The following is a 15266-nucleotide window of genomic DNA, read 5'->3' as shown; positions in this document are numbered from 1 at the left end:
CCCCCAGGAATGTGTTAACTACCAGTGACTTAAAATTAACCGTGATGGCACGACTCTTTCGCGCCACACCATACGCTGAATTTGCCTTAATAACCCTGGAAAATTCCGAGTCTTAGGCCAGTTCCCCCTTTACCAGAGGCACAAAGCGCACGGCTTCTACGGTATCGATAATAAACTCGTCGCCACGTCGACGAACGCGCTTTAACAGCTGCTGCTCATCGCCAACAGGCAATACAAGAATGCCCCCCTCATCCAGCTGCGACAACAGGGCCGCAGGGATCTCCGGTGGAGCCGCCGTCACGATGATAGCGTCAAACGGGGCGCGAGCCTGCCAACCCTGCCATCCATCACCGTGTCGTGTCGAAACATTGTGTAAATCAAGTTGTTTCAGGCGACGACGCGCCTGCCACTGTAAACCTTTGATCCGCTCAACCGAGCACACATGATGCACCAGATGCGCCAGAATCGCAGTCTGATACCCGGACCCGGTGCCAATCTCCAGCACGCGGGAGTCGGGGGTGAGCTCCAGCAGCTCCGTCATGCGCGCAACCATGTAGGGCTGCGAAATCGTCTGGCCCTGCCCGATGGGCAACGCCACGTTTTCCCACGCTTTGTGTTCAAACGCCTCGTCTACAAATTTCTCACGCGGAACCTGGGCGAGCGCGTCAAGCACATGCTCGTCGCGGATCCCCTGTGCGCGAAGTTGTTCCAGAAGAGTTTGTACACGTTTGCTTACCATTGCGCGTTCACTCCTGCGCGATCAAGCCAGCCCGATACCACATCATGCGCGCTATACGCGGTTAAATCTACGTGCAGCGGCGTTACCGAGACATAGCCTTCATCCACAGCGGCAAAGTCAGTATCCGGCCCCGCATCGCACTTATCGCCGGGAGGGCCAATCCAGTAGAGCGTGTTGCCGCGCGGATCCTGCTGCGGGATGACCTGATCGGCCGGATGACGGCTTCCGCAACGCGTGACGCGAATGCCCTTGATTTCATTCAGCGGGAGATCCGGCACGTTGATGTTGAGGATGCGCCCGGTACGCAGCGGTTCACGGCTAAGTGCCCGCAGGATAGAACAGGTTACCGCTGCCGCCGTGTCGTAATGAGTGTGACCATTTAACGATACCGCCAGCGCCGGAAAGCCAAGATGACGGCCTTCCATTGCGGCCGCCACGGTACCAGAGTAGATAACGTCATCACCCAGATTCGGCCCGGCGTTAATCCCGGAAACGACGATATCCGGGCGCGGGCGCATCAGCGCATTCACCCCCAGAAAAACGCAGTCCGTTGGCGTGCCCATCTGCACAGCAATATCGCCATTCTCAAAAGCAAAGGTGCGAAGCGACGACTCCAGCGTCAATGAGTTAGACGCTCCACTGCGGTTACGATCGGGAGCCACGACCTGCACATCCGCAAATTCGCGAAGGTGTTTCGCCAGCGTCTGAATGCCTGGCGCATGGATCCCGTCATCGTTACTCAGCAATATTCGCATAATCACCCGACGTGTTGATAAGTTCCCTGACAACACTGGTGGCAAAACTACCTGCCGGCAGCCAGAAACGTAACTCAACGGTTACGTCATCCCACCAGTTCCAGCTTAACTGCTGCGGGTAGAGCAACATCGCCCGGCGTGCTGCTTCGACTTTTTCCCGCACCAGCAATGATTGTAATTCTTGCGCTTCGGCCACGGCTGCCTGCTCCGCGGCCAGCGCGTCACCCTGCGTTCCCCAGTCGCCCGTGCCGGGCAAGGCTGCGGTGATCATCAGCGTTTTAGCGTCCACGCGCGACTGAACATCGGCCATTTCTTCGGCCGTTGCCACAAACCAGCTACCGCGTCCCGCTAATTGTAGCGCATCGCCGACAACAACTTGATTCACGTCCGGTTTTTTCAGCCGTTCGCTTACGATCTGATTAAACAACGCACTGCGGGCCGCCGACAACCAAAAACTGCGTTTATTCCTGTCGCGCACCGGCGCATCGCTCTGAGCCCAGCGCAGTGCGCCCTGCAGGTTACTGCCGCCGATGCCAAAACGCTGTGCGCCAAAATAGTTAGGCACACCGCGTTCATTGATGGCCTGCAAGCGCTTTTCCACGTCGTCACGGTCGGTCACTTCACGCAGTACGAGGGTAAAGTTGTTACCTTTCAACGCCCCCAGACGCAGTTTGCGCTTGTGACGGGCGTACTCCAGCACCTTACAGCCCTCAAGCTCAAATTTGCTTAAATCAGGCATCGCATTGCCGGGAACGCGCGCGCAAAGCCACTGTTCGGTGACCGCGTGTTTGTCTTTCTGCCCGGCGAAGCTCACTTCGCGGGCATGGATTTTCAGAAATTTAGCCAGCGCATCGGCCACAAAGCGGGTATTGCAGCCATTTTTGAGGATGCGCACCAGAATATGCTCGCCTTCGCCGTCCGGCTCAAAGCCCAAATCTTCCACGACCACGAAATCTTCGGGGCTGGCTTTCAGCAGACCACTCCCCAGCGGTTTACCGTGCAGGTAGGTCAGGTTGTCAAAATCGGTCATTTGCTCGCCTTCACCAGCAGCGCCACGGCTTCGCAGGCGATGCCTTCGCCGCGACCGGTAAAGCCCAGTTTCTCCGTGGTGGTCGCTTTGACGTTGACGTCATCCATATGGCAGCCCAGATCTTCAGCGATAAATACGCGCATCTGAGGAATATGCGGCAGCATTTTAGGGGCCTGAGCGATGATCGTCACATCAACGTTACCCAAGGTGTAGCCCTTCGCCTGAATACGGCGCCAGGCTTCACGCAACAGCGCACGGCTGTCTGCGCCTTTAAACGCCGGATCGGTGTCCGGGAACAGCTTGCCGATATCGCCCAGCGCCGCCGCGCCCAGTAAGGCGTCGGTTAAGGCGTGTAGTGCCACGTCGCCATCAGAATGCGCCAGCAGCCCTTTTTCATAAGGAATGCGCACGCCGCCAATGATAATTGGGCCAACGCCTCCAAAGGCGTGTACATCAAAACCGTGTCCAATTCGCATTATGCCTTCTCCTGATGGGTCGAACGGGTAAGATAAAATTCCGCGAGCTGTAAATCTTCCGGACGCGTCACTTTTATATTATCAGCGCGCCCTTCAACAAGCGTTGGGTGGAAACCGCAATACTCCAGCGCAGAGGCTTCGTCGGTGATGGTCGCACCTTCTTTAAGCGCGCGCGTTAAGCAGTCGTGGAGTAATTCGCGGGGGAAAAATTGTGGCGTCAGCGCGTGCCAGAGATCGACGCGCTCAACGGTATGCGCGATAGCCTGTTTGCCAGGCTCGGCACGCTTCATGGTATCGCGTACCGGCGCGGCCAGAATGCCACCGACTTTACTGGTTTCACTTAGCGCCAGCAGACGCGCAAGATCGTCCTGATGCAGACACGGGCGCGCAGCGTCGTGGACCAGTACCCACTGGGCATCGCCAGCGGCCTGGATGCCCGCCAGCACGGAATCGGCGCGCTCGGCACCGCCATCAACGACGGTGATCTGCGGATGAGCGGCCAGCGGTAACTGTGCGAACCGGGCATCGCCCGGACTGATGGCGATGATGACACGCGTCACTCGGGGGTGCGCCAGCAGCGCCGCCACGGCATGTTCGAGGATCGTTTTATCGCCAATAGAGAGGTATTGCTTGGGACATTCTGTCTGCATGCGCCGGCCAAAACCCGCGGCCGGCACCACGGCGCATACGTCCGAAAAAGTCACTGCCATGTCGTAATCCTGGGCCTGATTATCGATTGTTTTGTGCTGAGCCCTGATTGCGTTTAGACGCATCCGGAACCAGACGATAAAAGGTTTCGCCCGGTTTAGTCATACTGAGTTCATTGCGTGCGCGTTCCTCAATCGCCTCCTGCCCGCCATTGAGGTCATCAATTTCAGCAAAGAGTTGATCGTTTCGCGCCTTAAGTTTGGCGTTAGTTGCCTGCTGAGCCGCGACGTCATCGCTTACCCGGCTATAGTCGTGCAGTCCGTTTTTACCGAACCACAGCGAATATTGCAGCCAGACCAGTAGAGCCAGCAACAGCAGCGTTAGTTTACCCATCCTGCCCCCTGAAAAACGGCATCTTCATCCCACAACGTCCCCGGCGCTCTATGCCGGAGTAACAGAGATGCCGCAACATCGCGGGCAAATGTACCACATTTTTTCCGCAGAATCGCCCTGCTCAATATCGTCACACAGTTGGTTACGGTTTGAATTATGGCTGAAGTTAGCCCATGAGCCACAAAAATAACAGACCAAACATCAGGACCACCGTCACAATCGTGACAACGGTACTGTACAGGAGTTTGCCGTTAAGCAGTGAATGCAGGGCGATGCCGACGACAACCGCCACGGGCATCAGCGCCAGGAAGAAGGGCCAGGTGTAGAGAAAGAAGAACAGCGTGTTACCGCCGTAGATGAGAAACGGGATGCCCAGCGCCAGCAACCACGAGACGAAGCCGACGAAGGCCCCGGGAAAGGACCAGGTCGTCTCGTCGTCGGTCGCTATCGGATCCGACCCGGTGGTAATCATGTAGTTTTCACTGTTGCGCATAGCTAATCCTGTGACCGTGACTCATCGTTCGGGAAGACAGCTCCCGAACGATACCGTCTCAGGATCTGATAATATCGTCCCGTCTGAGCAGGTCTAATAATTGGCTTACTAAATTTGTTACCAATTGTTGACCTTGCAGGTGAATCTCAGGGGATTCAGGCGCTTCGTAGACCGAGTCGATGCCGGTGAAGTTTCGCAACTCACCCGCGCGGGCTTTTTTGTACAGCCCTTTCGGATCGCGCGCTTCGCAGATTTCCAGCGGCGTATCGACAAACACCTCGATAAATCGATCCTGACCGACGCGCTCGCGTACCATCTGCCGCTCGGCGCGGTGAGGCGAGATAAACGCGGTCAGCACCACCAGCCCGGCATCCGCCATCAGGCTGGCCACTTCCCCAACCCGACGGATATTCTCCTTGCGGTCTTCATCGCTAAACCCTAAATCACTGCACAGTCCGTGACGCACGTTGTCGCCATCCAGCAGGTAGGTGCTCACCCCCTGCTGATGCAGCGCCTCTTCCAGCGCGCCCGCGACCGTCGATTTACCGGAGCCGGACAGCCCGGTAAACCACAGCACAACCCCACGGTGGCCGTGGAGTTGCTCCCGCTGAGCGACGGTAACCGGATGAGGATGCCAGACGACGTTCTCATCATGGGCGGCCATTACTTGCCTCCCAGCAGATCGCGTGCGCCCCAGTGCGGGAAGTGCTTACGCACCAGCGCATTCAGCTCAAGCTCAAAGGCGCTGAATTCAGACACCGCTGCCGCCTGTTGATTAGGCTCGCGGACCATGCCTGCACCAACGGTAACGTTGGTCAGGCGATCGATAAAGATAAGTCCACCCGTTACCGGATTTTGCTGGTATTTGTCCAGCACCAGCGGCTCGTCAAAGGTGAGATCCACCAGGCCAATACCGTTCAGCGGCAGTTCGCTCACTTCACGCTGGGTCAGATTGTTGATGTCCACCTGGAACTGGATACCGTCCACGCGGGCGCGGGTTTTCTTACCGGCAATTTTGATGTCGTAGCTTTGGCCTGCGGTCAGCGGCTGTTCAGCCATCCACACCACATCCACGGCAGCACCCTGCACCGCCGCCAGCGTTTCCTGCGCATCCACCAGCAGATCGCCGCGGCTGATATCAATCTCATCTTTCAGCACCAGCGTCACCGCTTCACCGGCACCCGCTTCCTGCAGGTCGCCATCAAAGGTGACGATACGGGCAATGGACGACTCCACACCCGACGGCAGCACTTTGACGCGCTGCCCCACCGTGACGGTGCCCGAGGCGAGGGTACCGGAGAAGCCGCGAAAATCGAGGTTCGGGCGGTTCACATACTGCACCGGGAAGCGCATTGGCTGGGTATCTACCACGCGCTGAATTTCAACCGTCTCCAGCACTTCCAGCAGCGTCGGGCCGCTGTACCACGGCATGTTGGCGCTCTGGGAGGCAACGTTATCCCCTTCCAGCGCCGAGAGCGGCACAAAGCGAATATCAAGGTTACCCGGCAACTGTTCAGCAAAGGTCAGGTAGCTCTGGCGGATCTCCTCGAAGGTCTCTTCGCTGAAGTTCACCAGATCCATTTTATTCACCGCCACCACCAGGTGTTTGATCCCCAGCAGCGTGGAGATGAAGCTGTGACGACGGGTTTGATCCAGCACGCCTTTACGGGCGTCGATCAGCAGGATCGCCAGCTCACAGGTTGATGCACCGGTGGCCATGTTGCGGGTGTACTGCTCATGCCCCGGCGTGTCGGCAATAATAAATTTGCGTTTCTCAGTGGAGAAATAGCGGTACGCAACATCAATAGTGATGCCCTGCTCGCGCTCCGCCTGCAGGCCGTCCACCAAAAGCGCCAGGTCGAGCTTTTCGCCCTGAGTACCATGACGTTTGCTGTCGTTATGCAGGGAAGAGAGCTGGTCTTCATAGATCTGACGCGTGTCGTGCAGCAGGCGACCAATCAGCGTGCTTTTACCGTCATCAACGCTACCGCAGGTCAGAAAGCGCAGCAGGCTCTTGTGTTGTTGTGCGTGCAGGTATGCTTCTACGCCGCCTTCGTTGGCAATTTGTTGGGCAATCGTGGTGTTCATGGCGGCTCCTTAGAAATAACCCTGACGTTTCTTCAGCTCCATCGAGCCAGCCTGGTCGCGGTCAATGACGCGGCCCTGTCGCTCGCTGGTGGTCGATACCAGCATCTCTTCGATGATCTCTGGCAGCGTTTGCGCGTTGGACTCCACCGCGCCGGTCAGCGGCCAGCAACCAAGAGTACGGAAACGTACCATCTGTTTTTTGATCACTTCGCCCGGCTGTAAATCAATGCGATCGTCGTCGATCATCATCAGCATGCCGTCGCGCTCCAGCACCGGGCGTTCAGCCGCCAGGTAAAGCGGAACGATCTCGATATTTTCCAGATAGATGTACTGCCAGATATCCAGCTCGGTCCAGTTGGAGAGCGGGAAGACGCGAATGCTTTCGCCTTTGTTGATCTGGCCGTTGTAGTTGTGCCACAGCTCAGGACGCTGGTTTTTCGGATCCCAGCGGTGGAAGCGGTCACGGAAGGAGTAAATACGCTCTTTGGCACGGGATTTCTCCTCGTCACGGCGCGCACCACCGAAAGCGGCGTCAAAACCGTACTTGTTCAGCGCCTGCTTCAGCCCTTCGGTTTTCATGATGTCGGTGTGTTTGGCGCTGCCGTGAACAAACGGGTTAATGCCCATCGCCACCCCTTCCGGGTTTTTATGCACCAGCAGCTCACAGCCATAGGCTTTGGCGGTACGGTCGCGGAACTCATACATCTCACGGAATTTCCAGCCGGTATCCACGTGCAGCAGCGGGAACGGCAGCGTACCCGGATAAAACGCTTTACGCGCCAGATGCAGCATCACGCTGGAATCTTTACCGATGGAGTACATCATCACCGGGTTAGAGAACTCGGCGGCCACTTCGCGGATAATATGGATACTTTCCGCTTCAAGCTGTCGCAGGTGAGTAAGTCGTTTTTGGTCCATAACCGTTCCTTAAGCCAGATTCACCACAGAGGAGCCAAACCCCTCTGAGTCTGTTGTATGTTGAAACCAGGCGAGCGTGCTGTGCAGCTGTACCACTTCGCCCACCACGATAAGCGCGGGCATCGGGGCGTCTTTCGCCAGGACTGCAAGGTCTTGTAGCGTACCGGTCACCACACGCTGCTCGACGCGGGTACCGCGAGAAATCACGGCCACCGGCGTTGTCGCCTCGCGACCGTGCTGAATAAGTTGTTCACTGATGTCCGCCGCCTTCATGGTGCCCATATAGATGGCCAGCGTCTGTCGGCTCTGGGCGAGATGCGACCAGTCAAACGGCGTGCTGTCGGCCTTATAATGACCAGTCACAAAGGTCACGCTCTGGGCGTAATCGCGGTGCGTAAGCGGAATACCTGCGTAGGCCGTTACCGCGGAGGCCGCCGTAATCCCCGGCACCACCTGGAACGGCACGCCCGCTTCGGCTGCCGCCTGCAGTTCTTCGCCACCGCGACCAAAGATGAACGGATCGCCCCCTTTAAGGCGCACCACGGTTTTGCCTGCTTTCGCTGCGGCAACCAGCATCTGATTGGTGTCGTGCTGCGGTACCGAGTGCTCGCCTGCGCGTTTACCCACGCAGATTTGCTCGGCATCGCGACGAATTAGCTCGCGCACACCGTCGGTGACCAGATGGTCATAGAACACCACGTCCGCGTCCTGCAGCACCTGCAGTCCGCGTAAGGTCAGTAACCCGGCATCACCCGGACCAGCACCTACCAGAATGATCTCGCCGCCCGTGCTGCCGGGGTTATCCAGCTCGTCTTCGAGGATTTTTTGCGCTGCCGTCTCATTACCGGCGTGCATCAGGCTGGCAAAGCGGCCACGGAATACCCGCTCCCAGAAGCGACGGCGTTCCGTTACGCTGGTCAGGCGGGTTTTCAGATGGTTGCGCCAGTAGCTCGCTTTCTCTGCCATACGTCCGAGACTGGTTGGTAACAGCGCTTCAATCTTTTCCCGCAGCACGCGCGCCAGCACCGGTGCGGTACCGCCGGAGGAGATCGCCACCAGCAGCGGCGAGCGGTCGACAATCGACGGGAAGATAAACGAGCACAAAGGCTGGTCGTCGACCACGTTCACCAGGCGGTAACGCGCCTGAGCGGCCTCGGAAACGCGTCGGTTAAGTTCACGATCCTCCGTCGCTGCAATCACCAGCACCACGCTGTCGATTTGTGACTCGTCGAACTCCGCTTCTGCGACAACCCGCACCTGCGCGCCCGCGCGCTGCAGAAACGCGATTTTGCGATCGGCAATTTCACCCGTACCCACAACCAGTACCGGTTTTTCTTTAATCGCAGCAAAAAGGGGCAGATAGTCCACAAGCAACAACTCACTAACAACGAGGAATAGAGGGACTATAGGGGGCGGCTTAGACCGAATGAAATTACGAATTGGAATGAGTAGTTACTCAATGGAATAACGCGATGAAAAAGCAAATATCAAAAAGTGCTTAACACGCGAAATTTCGGGCATTTAAGAGCAATTCAAATTGTGTATGGCCGATCACAGTTTCATACTAAGCGGGTTATAATTTTGCTCTGTTTTTAAGGACTCACTATGTTTTCCGCAATGCGCCACCGATACGTTGCCCTGGCGCTCGGCGTTTGCTTTATCCTTCCGGCTCAGGCAAAAAATCAACCGTATGGTGAAATCGCCAATATGCAGGCGCGGCATATTGCCACCGTTTTTCCCGGACGCATGACCGGCTCCCCTGCGGAAATGCTTTCCGCTGACTATCTTCGCCAGCAGTTTGCCGATATGGGCTACCAGAGCGATATCCGGTCGTTTCACAGCCGCTATATCTACACCTCACGAAATAAAACAAAAAACTGGCATAACGTGACCGGCAGTACCGTTATTGCGGCACATGAAGGTAGCGCAGCTGAGCAGATCATTATTATGGCGCACCTGGACACTTACGCGCCCATGAGCGACGCCGATACCGATAACAATCTGGGCGGGCTGACGCTGCAGGGGCTGGACGATAACGCGGCGGGTCTGGGCGTGATGCTTGAACTGGCCGAGCGAATGAAAAACATTCCGACAAAATACGGTATTCGCTTTGTGGCAACCAGCGGCGAAGAGGAAGGCAAACTCGGCGCGGAGAATTTCCTTAAGCGCATGAGCGCTGAGGAGAAGAAAAATACGCTGCTGGTGATTAACCTCGATAATTTAATCGTTGGCGATAAGCTCTATTTTAATAGCGGACAGAGTACGCCGGGTACCGTGCGTAAACTGACCCGTGACCGGGCGCTGGCGATTGCGCGCAGCCATGGCGTGTATGCCACGACCAATCCTGGCGGCAATCCGGCTTATCCGCGCGGAACGGGCTGCTGTAACGACGGTGAAGTGTTCGATAAAGCGGGCATCCCGGTGCTGTACGTCGAAGCCACCAACTGGGCGTTAGGCAAGAAAGATGGCTATCAGCAGCGGGCTAAAACGAAAGCCTTTCCGGACGGGACGAGCTGGCATAACGTGATGCTGGATAATCAGCAGCATATTGATAGCGCACTGCCGCAGCGCATTGAGCACCGTAGCCGCGATGTAGTGAAAGTGATGCTGCCGCTGGTGAAGGAGCTGGCGAAAGCGGGGAAAGCCTGAGGTTTTTGAACGCTGTGCGGCCTGATGCCCTCACCCCAACCCTCTCCCACCGGGAGAGGGAGGAAAGATCATTACCCTTCGTGTAACCCGCACTCGCGCTTCAGCCCAAAGAATCGCGTCTCTTCTTCCGCCATTCCCGGCTCCCATTTGCGCGTGGTGTGGGTATCCCCCACGGACAGGTAGCCCTGATCCCACAGCGGATGGTATTTCAGCCCGTGTTTTTGCAGGTACTGGTACACCGTACGGTTATCCCAGTCGATGATCGGCAGCACTTTAAACACGCCGCGCTGCACCGCCAGCACCGGCAGCGTGGCCCGGCTGCCGGACTGCTCGCGGCGAAGACCGGCAAACCAGGTCTGCGCGTTCAGCTCTTTCAGCGCACGGTTCATCGGCTCGACCTTGTTGATCTCATTGTATTTCTCAATGCCCTCAACGCCCTGCTCCCAGAGTTTGCCGTAGCGCGCCTCCTGCCAGGCCGCGCTCTGCTCCGCGCGGTACACTTTCAGGTTCAGCTTAAGCTTGTCCGTCAGCTCATCGATAAACTGGTAGGTTTCCGGGAACAGATAGCCGGTATCGGTGAGGATCACCGGAATATCCGGGCGGATCTGATTCACCAGATGCAAACTGACCGCCGCCTGAATGCCAAAGCTCGACGACAGCACGTAGTCACCCGGCAGGTTTTCCAGCGCCCACGCCACGCGCCCTTCGGCGTCCAGCTTTTCCAGTTGGGCGTTGGTTTCTGCGAGTGCCAGAATGCGTTCGACTTTTGGCAATGCGTTAAGCGCGTTTAGATCGAGTACGGACATAATTACCTCTCGTGGTTACTCCCAGAAATCCCTTGCGGGATCGAGCACCGGGCGAATAATGCCCGCACGCACCGTAAAGTCGCCGAAGCCTTCACCCGCTTCGCGCTCTTTCGCCCAGCGCCCGACAAGCTCATCGATGGAATCGAGAATTTCTGGCTCAGTGATATTCTCGCGGAACATACGCGGAATACGCGTGCCGATACGGTTACCGCCCAGGTGCAGGTTATAGCGACCCGGCGCTTTCCCCACCAGCCCAAGCTCGGCCAGCATCGCGCGGCCACAGCCGTTCGGACAGCCGGTAACGCGCATAACAATATGCTCGTCCGGAATACCGTGTTTTTCCAGAATCGCTTCCACTTTGTCCGTAAATGACGGCAGGAAACGTTCCGCTTCCGCCATCGCCAGCGGACAGGTCGGGAACGACACGCAGGCCATCGAGTTTTCGCGCTGCGGTTTGACCGCATTCATCAACCCATGGTCACGCGCCAGCGCCTCAATTTTCGCCTTTTCACTTTCCGGCACACCAGCAATAATCAGGTTCTGGTTGGCGGTAATGCGGAACTCACCTTTGTGGATCTTCGCGATTTCCAGCAGGCCGGTTTTCAGCGGACGGCCCGGGTAATCCAGAATACGGCCGTTTTCGATAAACAGCGTCAGGTGCCATTTATTGTCGATGCCTTTTACCCAGCCGATGCGATCGCCGCGACCGGTGAATTCGTAAGGGCGGATCGGCTCAAATTTGATCCCCGCACGACGCTCCACTTCCTCTTTGAACGTCTCAACGCCCACGCGCTCCAGGGTGTATTTGGTTTTCGCGTTTTTACGGTCGGTACGGTTACCCCAGTCGCGCTGGGTGGTGACCACCGCTTCCGCCACGGCCAGCGTATGCTCCAGCGGCAGGAAGCCGAACTCGCTCGCGGTGCGGGCATAGGTTTTCTTGTTACCGTGTTCAATGGACAGACCGCCGCCCACCAGCAGGTTAAAGCCCACCAGCTTGCCGTTTTCGGCAATTGCCACAAAGTTCATGTCGTTGGCGTGCAGATCGATGTCGTTCTGCGGCGGGATCACCACCGTGGTTTTGAACTTACGCGGCAGATAGGTCTGACCGAGGATTGGTTCTTCATCGGTGGTCGCAACTTTTTCCTGATCGAGCCAAATTTCCGCATAGGCGCGGGTACGCGGCAACAAGTGCTCGGAGATCTTCTTCGCCCACTCATAGGCTTCAGCGTGCAGCTCGGACTCATACGGGTTCGAGGTGCAGAGCACGTTACGGTTCATGTCGTTGGCCGTTGCCAGCGCGTCCAGTCCGACGGAGTGCAGCATCTGGTGTACCGGCTTCACGTTCTTCTTCAGAATGCCGTGGAACTGGAAGGTCTGACGGTTGGTCAGACGAATGCTGCCGTAAATGGTGTTTTCACCGGCGAATTTATCAATCGCCTGCCACTGTGTCGTGGTGATCACTCCGCCCGGCAGACGGCAGCGCAACAGCATCGCGTGACGCGGCTCCAGCTTCTGTTCAGCACGCTCGGCGCGAATGTCGCGGTCGTCCTGTTGATACATGCCGTGGAAACGGATCAGCAGGAAGTTGTCGCCTTTGAAACCGCCGGTGAGACCGTCATTCAGATCTTCAGCAATGGTGCCGCGCAGATAGTTGCTTTCCAGCTTCATGCGCTCGGCGTCTGACAGTTTACCTTCGACCACCAGGGGTCCTGGATGTTTTTCGCTCATTAGTAGACATCTCGCTGATAACGGCGCTCAACGCGCAGCTCACTTAAAAATTCATCCGCCGCTTCGGCATCCATACCACCGAATTCGGCAATCACTTCCAGCAGTGCCTGCTCAACGTCTTTCGCCATGCGATTGGCGTCACCGCAGACATAAATGTGGGCACCGTCATTGATCCAGCGCCACAGCTCTGCGCCCTGTTCGCGCAGTTTGTCTTGTACGTATACTTTTTCTTTCTGATCGCGCGACCAGGCCAGATCGATACGGGTCAGCACCCCTTCTTTCACGTAGCGCTGCCACTCAACCTGATAGAGGAAATCTTCGGTAAAGTGCGGGTTACCGAAGAACAGCCAGTTTTTACCCCGTGCCTCGTCCGCCGCACGCTGCTGCATGAAGGCACGGAACGGCGCAATGCCGGTACCCGGGCCAATCATGATTACCGGCGTTTCCGGGTTCGCCGGCAGACGGAAGTTGTCGTTGTGCTCGATAAAGACGCGCACTTCGCCCTCTTCCTCCACGCGATCGGCCAGGAAGCTGGAGGCACCGCCCGCGCGGGCACGGCCTTCGAGGTCGTACCGCACCACGCCCACGGTGATGTGCACTTCGCTCTCGACTTCAGCCTGCGATGAGGCAATGGAGTACAGACGCGGCGTGAGCGGACGCAGCAGGCCGATCAGCGCCTCGGCATCCAGCTGTGCCGGAGAGAAACGCACCATATCGACAATCGGCGTGGTCGCCGCGTAATGCTGCAGCTTCGCCTTATCGCCCACTAACGGCAGCAGCGATTCGCTGCGCGTTAAGGTGGCATAGTTCTCAACGATATTGGCGGTATTTACCGTCAGCTCGAAGTGCCACTGCAGCGCTTCAGAGAGCGGCTGCGTTTTGCCTTCGACGGTGACAGGCTCGTCGCCTTTCAGCCACAGCAGTTCGACCAGCTCTTTGACCAGCGCTGGATCGTTTTGATACCAGACCCCCAGCGCATCGCCAGGCTGATAGCGCAGACCCGAGTCGCCCAGATCGATCTCGATATGGCGCACATCTTTTTCAGAGTCGCGACCGGTAATTTTTTGATTAACCGACAGGCTTGCCGACAGCGGCGCCTCTTTGGTGTACGGGCTGGTGTGAATGTCGTTGACCACGCCGGTCGCGGTGATCGCAGCCTGGGCTGGTGTCTCTTTCGGTACGCGTGCTTTCAGCACGTCAACAATGCGCGCACGCCACTCTGCAGCGGCAGCCTGGTATTCCACATCTGCATCAACGCGGTCCAGCAGGCGCTCTGCGCCCAGCTCCGCCAGCTTGCTGTCAAAATCTTTGCCGGACTGGCAGAAGAATTCATAAGAGGTATCGCCCAGGCCGAACACGGCAAACGCAGTGCCATCGAGTCTGGGCGCTTTTTTCGAGAACAGGAATTTATGCAGCGCGACCGCCTCTTCAGCGGGTTCACCCTCGCCCTGCGTTGAGGCCACAACCACCAGCAGTTTTTCTGACGCGATCTGTTTGAATTTATAATCCCCGGCGTTCACCAGGTTCACGTTCAGTTTGGCGGCCAGCAGGTCGTCACGCAGCGCTTCTGCCACGCGGCGGGCATTGCCCGTCTGCGAAGCGGAGATAAGCGTAATGGCAGGAATTTCTACCGCCGTTGCCGGAGCCGCAGCCACAGCGCCAGGCTGCTGGTTGAGCATTCCCCAGAAATAGCCAGAGACCCAGGCAAGCTGGGTGGGAGAAAAATCAGAGGTGGCAGCCTGAAGGCGCGCCAGTTGCTCCGGGTTCAGGGGAAGCAAATTTGAAGGTGGGGCCTGTGTTGTCATGCGTCGTTATGTTCCAGTAGCCAAGCGGACTTTAAGCGAATAAATCCAAACTGAAGATAAGGTTAACGGCGAGGATAATAACAATTAAAGAAGGGATGGAAATAATAAATAACCAAATGGACTAACCTGTTTTAGTTATCGTTCTTAACGGTAAAAGCGATAAACTAACTCACTGTAAAATAAGGATATAAATCACAAAGCGACGGCTTTTTTGCTGCATTGAAGGTAAAGGCCGTTTTAGTTAATGCTAAAAATTGTGCTTTCCGGTACTATGCGGCGGTTTTTTCCGCATTACTGAGAGCGATCATGTCCACCACACTGTTTAAAGATTTCACCTTCGAAGCCGCCCACCACCTTCCGCATGTTCCTGAAGGACATAAATGCGGCCGTCTGCACGGGCATTCGTTTATGGTGCGTCTTGAGATCACCGGTGAAGTTGATCCGCATACCGGTTGGATCATGGACTTTGCTGAGCTGAAGGCGGCATTTAAGCCGACTTACGATCGTCTGGATCACTATTACCTGAACGATATTCCGGGCCTTGAAAACCCGACCAGCGAAGTGCTGGCAAAATGGATTTGGGATCAGATGAAACCGTTGGTACCGCTACTGAGCGCAGTGATGATCAAAGAGACCTGTACGGCAGGCTGCGTGTATCGCGGCGAGTGATGCTTGCCGGGGGTCGGCTTCGCCTTACCCGGCCAACAAAAGCCTGGAAACGTAGGCCCGGTAAGCTCT

16 protein-coding genes are annotated in these 15266 nt (G+C 56.9%); 2 read left to right on the top strand and 14 right to left on the bottom strand.

Going from position 1 to position 15266, the window contains the following annotated elements:
- Nucleotides 1-112 precede the first annotated feature (112 nt).
- The 11 genes from AK59_RS0115460 to cysG all read right to left on the bottom strand — a co-directional run bounded on the left by AK59_RS0115460 (nt 113) and on the right by cysG (nt 8899).
- Nucleotides 113-739, bottom strand: a complete 627-nt coding sequence (locus AK59_RS0115460) for a protein-L-isoaspartate(D-aspartate) O-methyltransferase (RefSeq protein WP_013098496.1) — start codon at nt 737-739, stop codon at nt 113-115.
- The gene (surE, locus tag AK59_RS0115455) at nt 733-1494 is read right to left on the bottom strand and encodes a 5'/3'-nucleotidase SurE (protein ID WP_029883175.1); all 762 of its coding nucleotides are present in this window, start codon (nt 1492-1494) and stop codon (nt 733-735) included. The genes AK59_RS0115460 and surE overlap by 7 nt, the downstream gene beginning before the upstream one ends.
- Nucleotides 1475-2524 (bottom strand): tRNA pseudouridine(13) synthase TruD, encoded by a 1050-nt coding sequence (gene truD, locus AK59_RS0115450; RefSeq protein ID WP_029883174.1) that lies wholly within the window; start codon nt 2522-2524, stop codon nt 1475-1477. Before truD ends, surE begins: the two co-directional genes overlap by 20 nt.
- Entirely contained in the window at nt 2521-3000 is a 480-nt protein-coding gene (ispF, locus tag AK59_RS0115445) for a 2-C-methyl-D-erythritol 2,4-cyclodiphosphate synthase (protein ID WP_013098499.1), read from the bottom strand. Before ispF ends, truD begins: the two co-directional genes overlap by 4 nt.
- Nucleotides 3000-3710, bottom strand: a complete 711-nt coding sequence (gene ispD, locus AK59_RS0115440; RefSeq protein ID WP_013098500.1) for a 2-C-methyl-D-erythritol 4-phosphate cytidylyltransferase — start codon at nt 3708-3710, stop codon at nt 3000-3002. Before ispD ends, ispF begins: the two co-directional genes overlap by 1 nt.
- 19 nt (nt 3711-3729) lie before the next feature.
- Nucleotides 3730-4041: a cell division protein FtsB gene (ftsB, locus tag AK59_RS0115435; protein ID WP_003862095.1), complete on the bottom strand. Its 312-nt coding sequence runs from the start codon at nt 4039-4041 to the stop codon at nt 3730-3732.
- A 166-nt stretch (nt 4042-4207) separates the two neighbouring features.
- On the bottom strand, nt 4208-4534 hold the full coding sequence (locus tag AK59_RS0115430; RefSeq protein WP_013098502.1) for a DUF3561 family protein: 327 nt from the start codon (nt 4532-4534) through the stop codon (nt 4208-4210).
- A gap of 58 nt (nt 4535-4592) precedes the next feature.
- A complete protein-coding gene (gene cysC, locus AK59_RS0115425; protein ID WP_029883173.1) occupies nt 4593-5198 on the bottom strand; it encodes an adenylyl-sulfate kinase in 606 nt (201 codons plus the stop codon).
- Nucleotides 5198-6622: a sulfate adenylyltransferase subunit CysN gene (gene cysN / locus AK59_RS0115420; RefSeq protein WP_020689300.1), complete on the bottom strand. Its 1425-nt coding sequence runs from the start codon at nt 6620-6622 to the stop codon at nt 5198-5200. The genes cysC and cysN overlap by 1 nt, the downstream gene beginning before the upstream one ends.
- A gap of 9 nt (nt 6623-6631) precedes the next feature.
- Nucleotides 6632-7540 carry a sulfate adenylyltransferase subunit CysD gene (gene cysD, locus AK59_RS0115415; protein WP_008499613.1) on the bottom strand — a complete coding sequence of 303 codons (909 nt, stop codon included), beginning with the start codon at nt 7538-7540 and terminating at the stop codon, nt 6632-6634.
- A 9-nt stretch (nt 7541-7549) separates the two neighbouring features.
- Nucleotides 7550-8899: a siroheme synthase CysG gene (gene cysG, locus AK59_RS0115410; protein WP_197028019.1), complete on the bottom strand. Its 1350-nt coding sequence runs from the start codon at nt 8897-8899 to the stop codon at nt 7550-7552.
- 246 nt (nt 8900-9145) lie between these two features.
- On the opposite strand from cysG, the gene AK59_RS0115405 reads away from it, so the two are divergent.
- On the top strand, nt 9146-10189 hold the full coding sequence (locus AK59_RS0115405) for an aminopeptidase (protein ID WP_013098506.1): 1044 nt from the start codon (nt 9146-9148) through the stop codon (nt 10187-10189).
- A 71-nt stretch (nt 10190-10260) separates the two neighbouring features.
- On the opposite strand, the gene cysH is transcribed toward AK59_RS0115405, so the two are convergent.
- From cysH to cysJ, 3 genes are read right to left on the bottom strand one after another with little or no spacing between them, the layout of a single operon-like run.
- Nucleotides 10261-10995, bottom strand: coding sequence for a phosphoadenosine phosphosulfate reductase (gene cysH / locus AK59_RS0115400; protein WP_020689303.1), 735 nt, complete (start codon nt 10993-10995; stop codon nt 10261-10263).
- Nucleotides 10996-11010: 15 nt separating this feature from the next.
- Nucleotides 11011-12723 carry an assimilatory sulfite reductase (NADPH) hemoprotein subunit gene (gene cysI / locus AK59_RS0115395; protein ID WP_020689304.1) on the bottom strand — a complete coding sequence of 571 codons (1713 nt, stop codon included), beginning with the start codon at nt 12721-12723 and terminating at the stop codon, nt 11011-11013.
- Complete coding sequence (gene cysJ / locus AK59_RS0115390) at nt 12723-14528, bottom strand: NADPH-dependent assimilatory sulfite reductase flavoprotein subunit (protein WP_029883171.1); 1806 nt, start codon at nt 14526-14528, stop codon at nt 12723-12725. The genes cysI and cysJ overlap by 1 nt, the downstream gene beginning before the upstream one ends.
- A 306-nt stretch (nt 14529-14834) precedes the next feature.
- Between cysJ and queD the strand changes: the two genes are divergently transcribed.
- Nucleotides 14835-15197 carry a 6-carboxytetrahydropterin synthase QueD gene (queD, locus tag AK59_RS0115385; RefSeq protein WP_010434567.1) on the top strand — a complete coding sequence of 121 codons (363 nt, stop codon included), beginning with the start codon at nt 14835-14837 and terminating at the stop codon, nt 15195-15197.
- Nucleotides 15198-15266 lie beyond the last annotated feature (69 nt).

The organism is Enterobacter sp. T1-1 (assembly GCF_000710795.1).
In the GTDB taxonomy this organism is placed as follows: domain Bacteria; phylum Pseudomonadota; class Gammaproteobacteria; order Enterobacterales; family Enterobacteriaceae; genus Enterobacter; species Enterobacter cloacae.
This window is presented reverse-complemented; position numbering and strand designations above follow the sequence as displayed.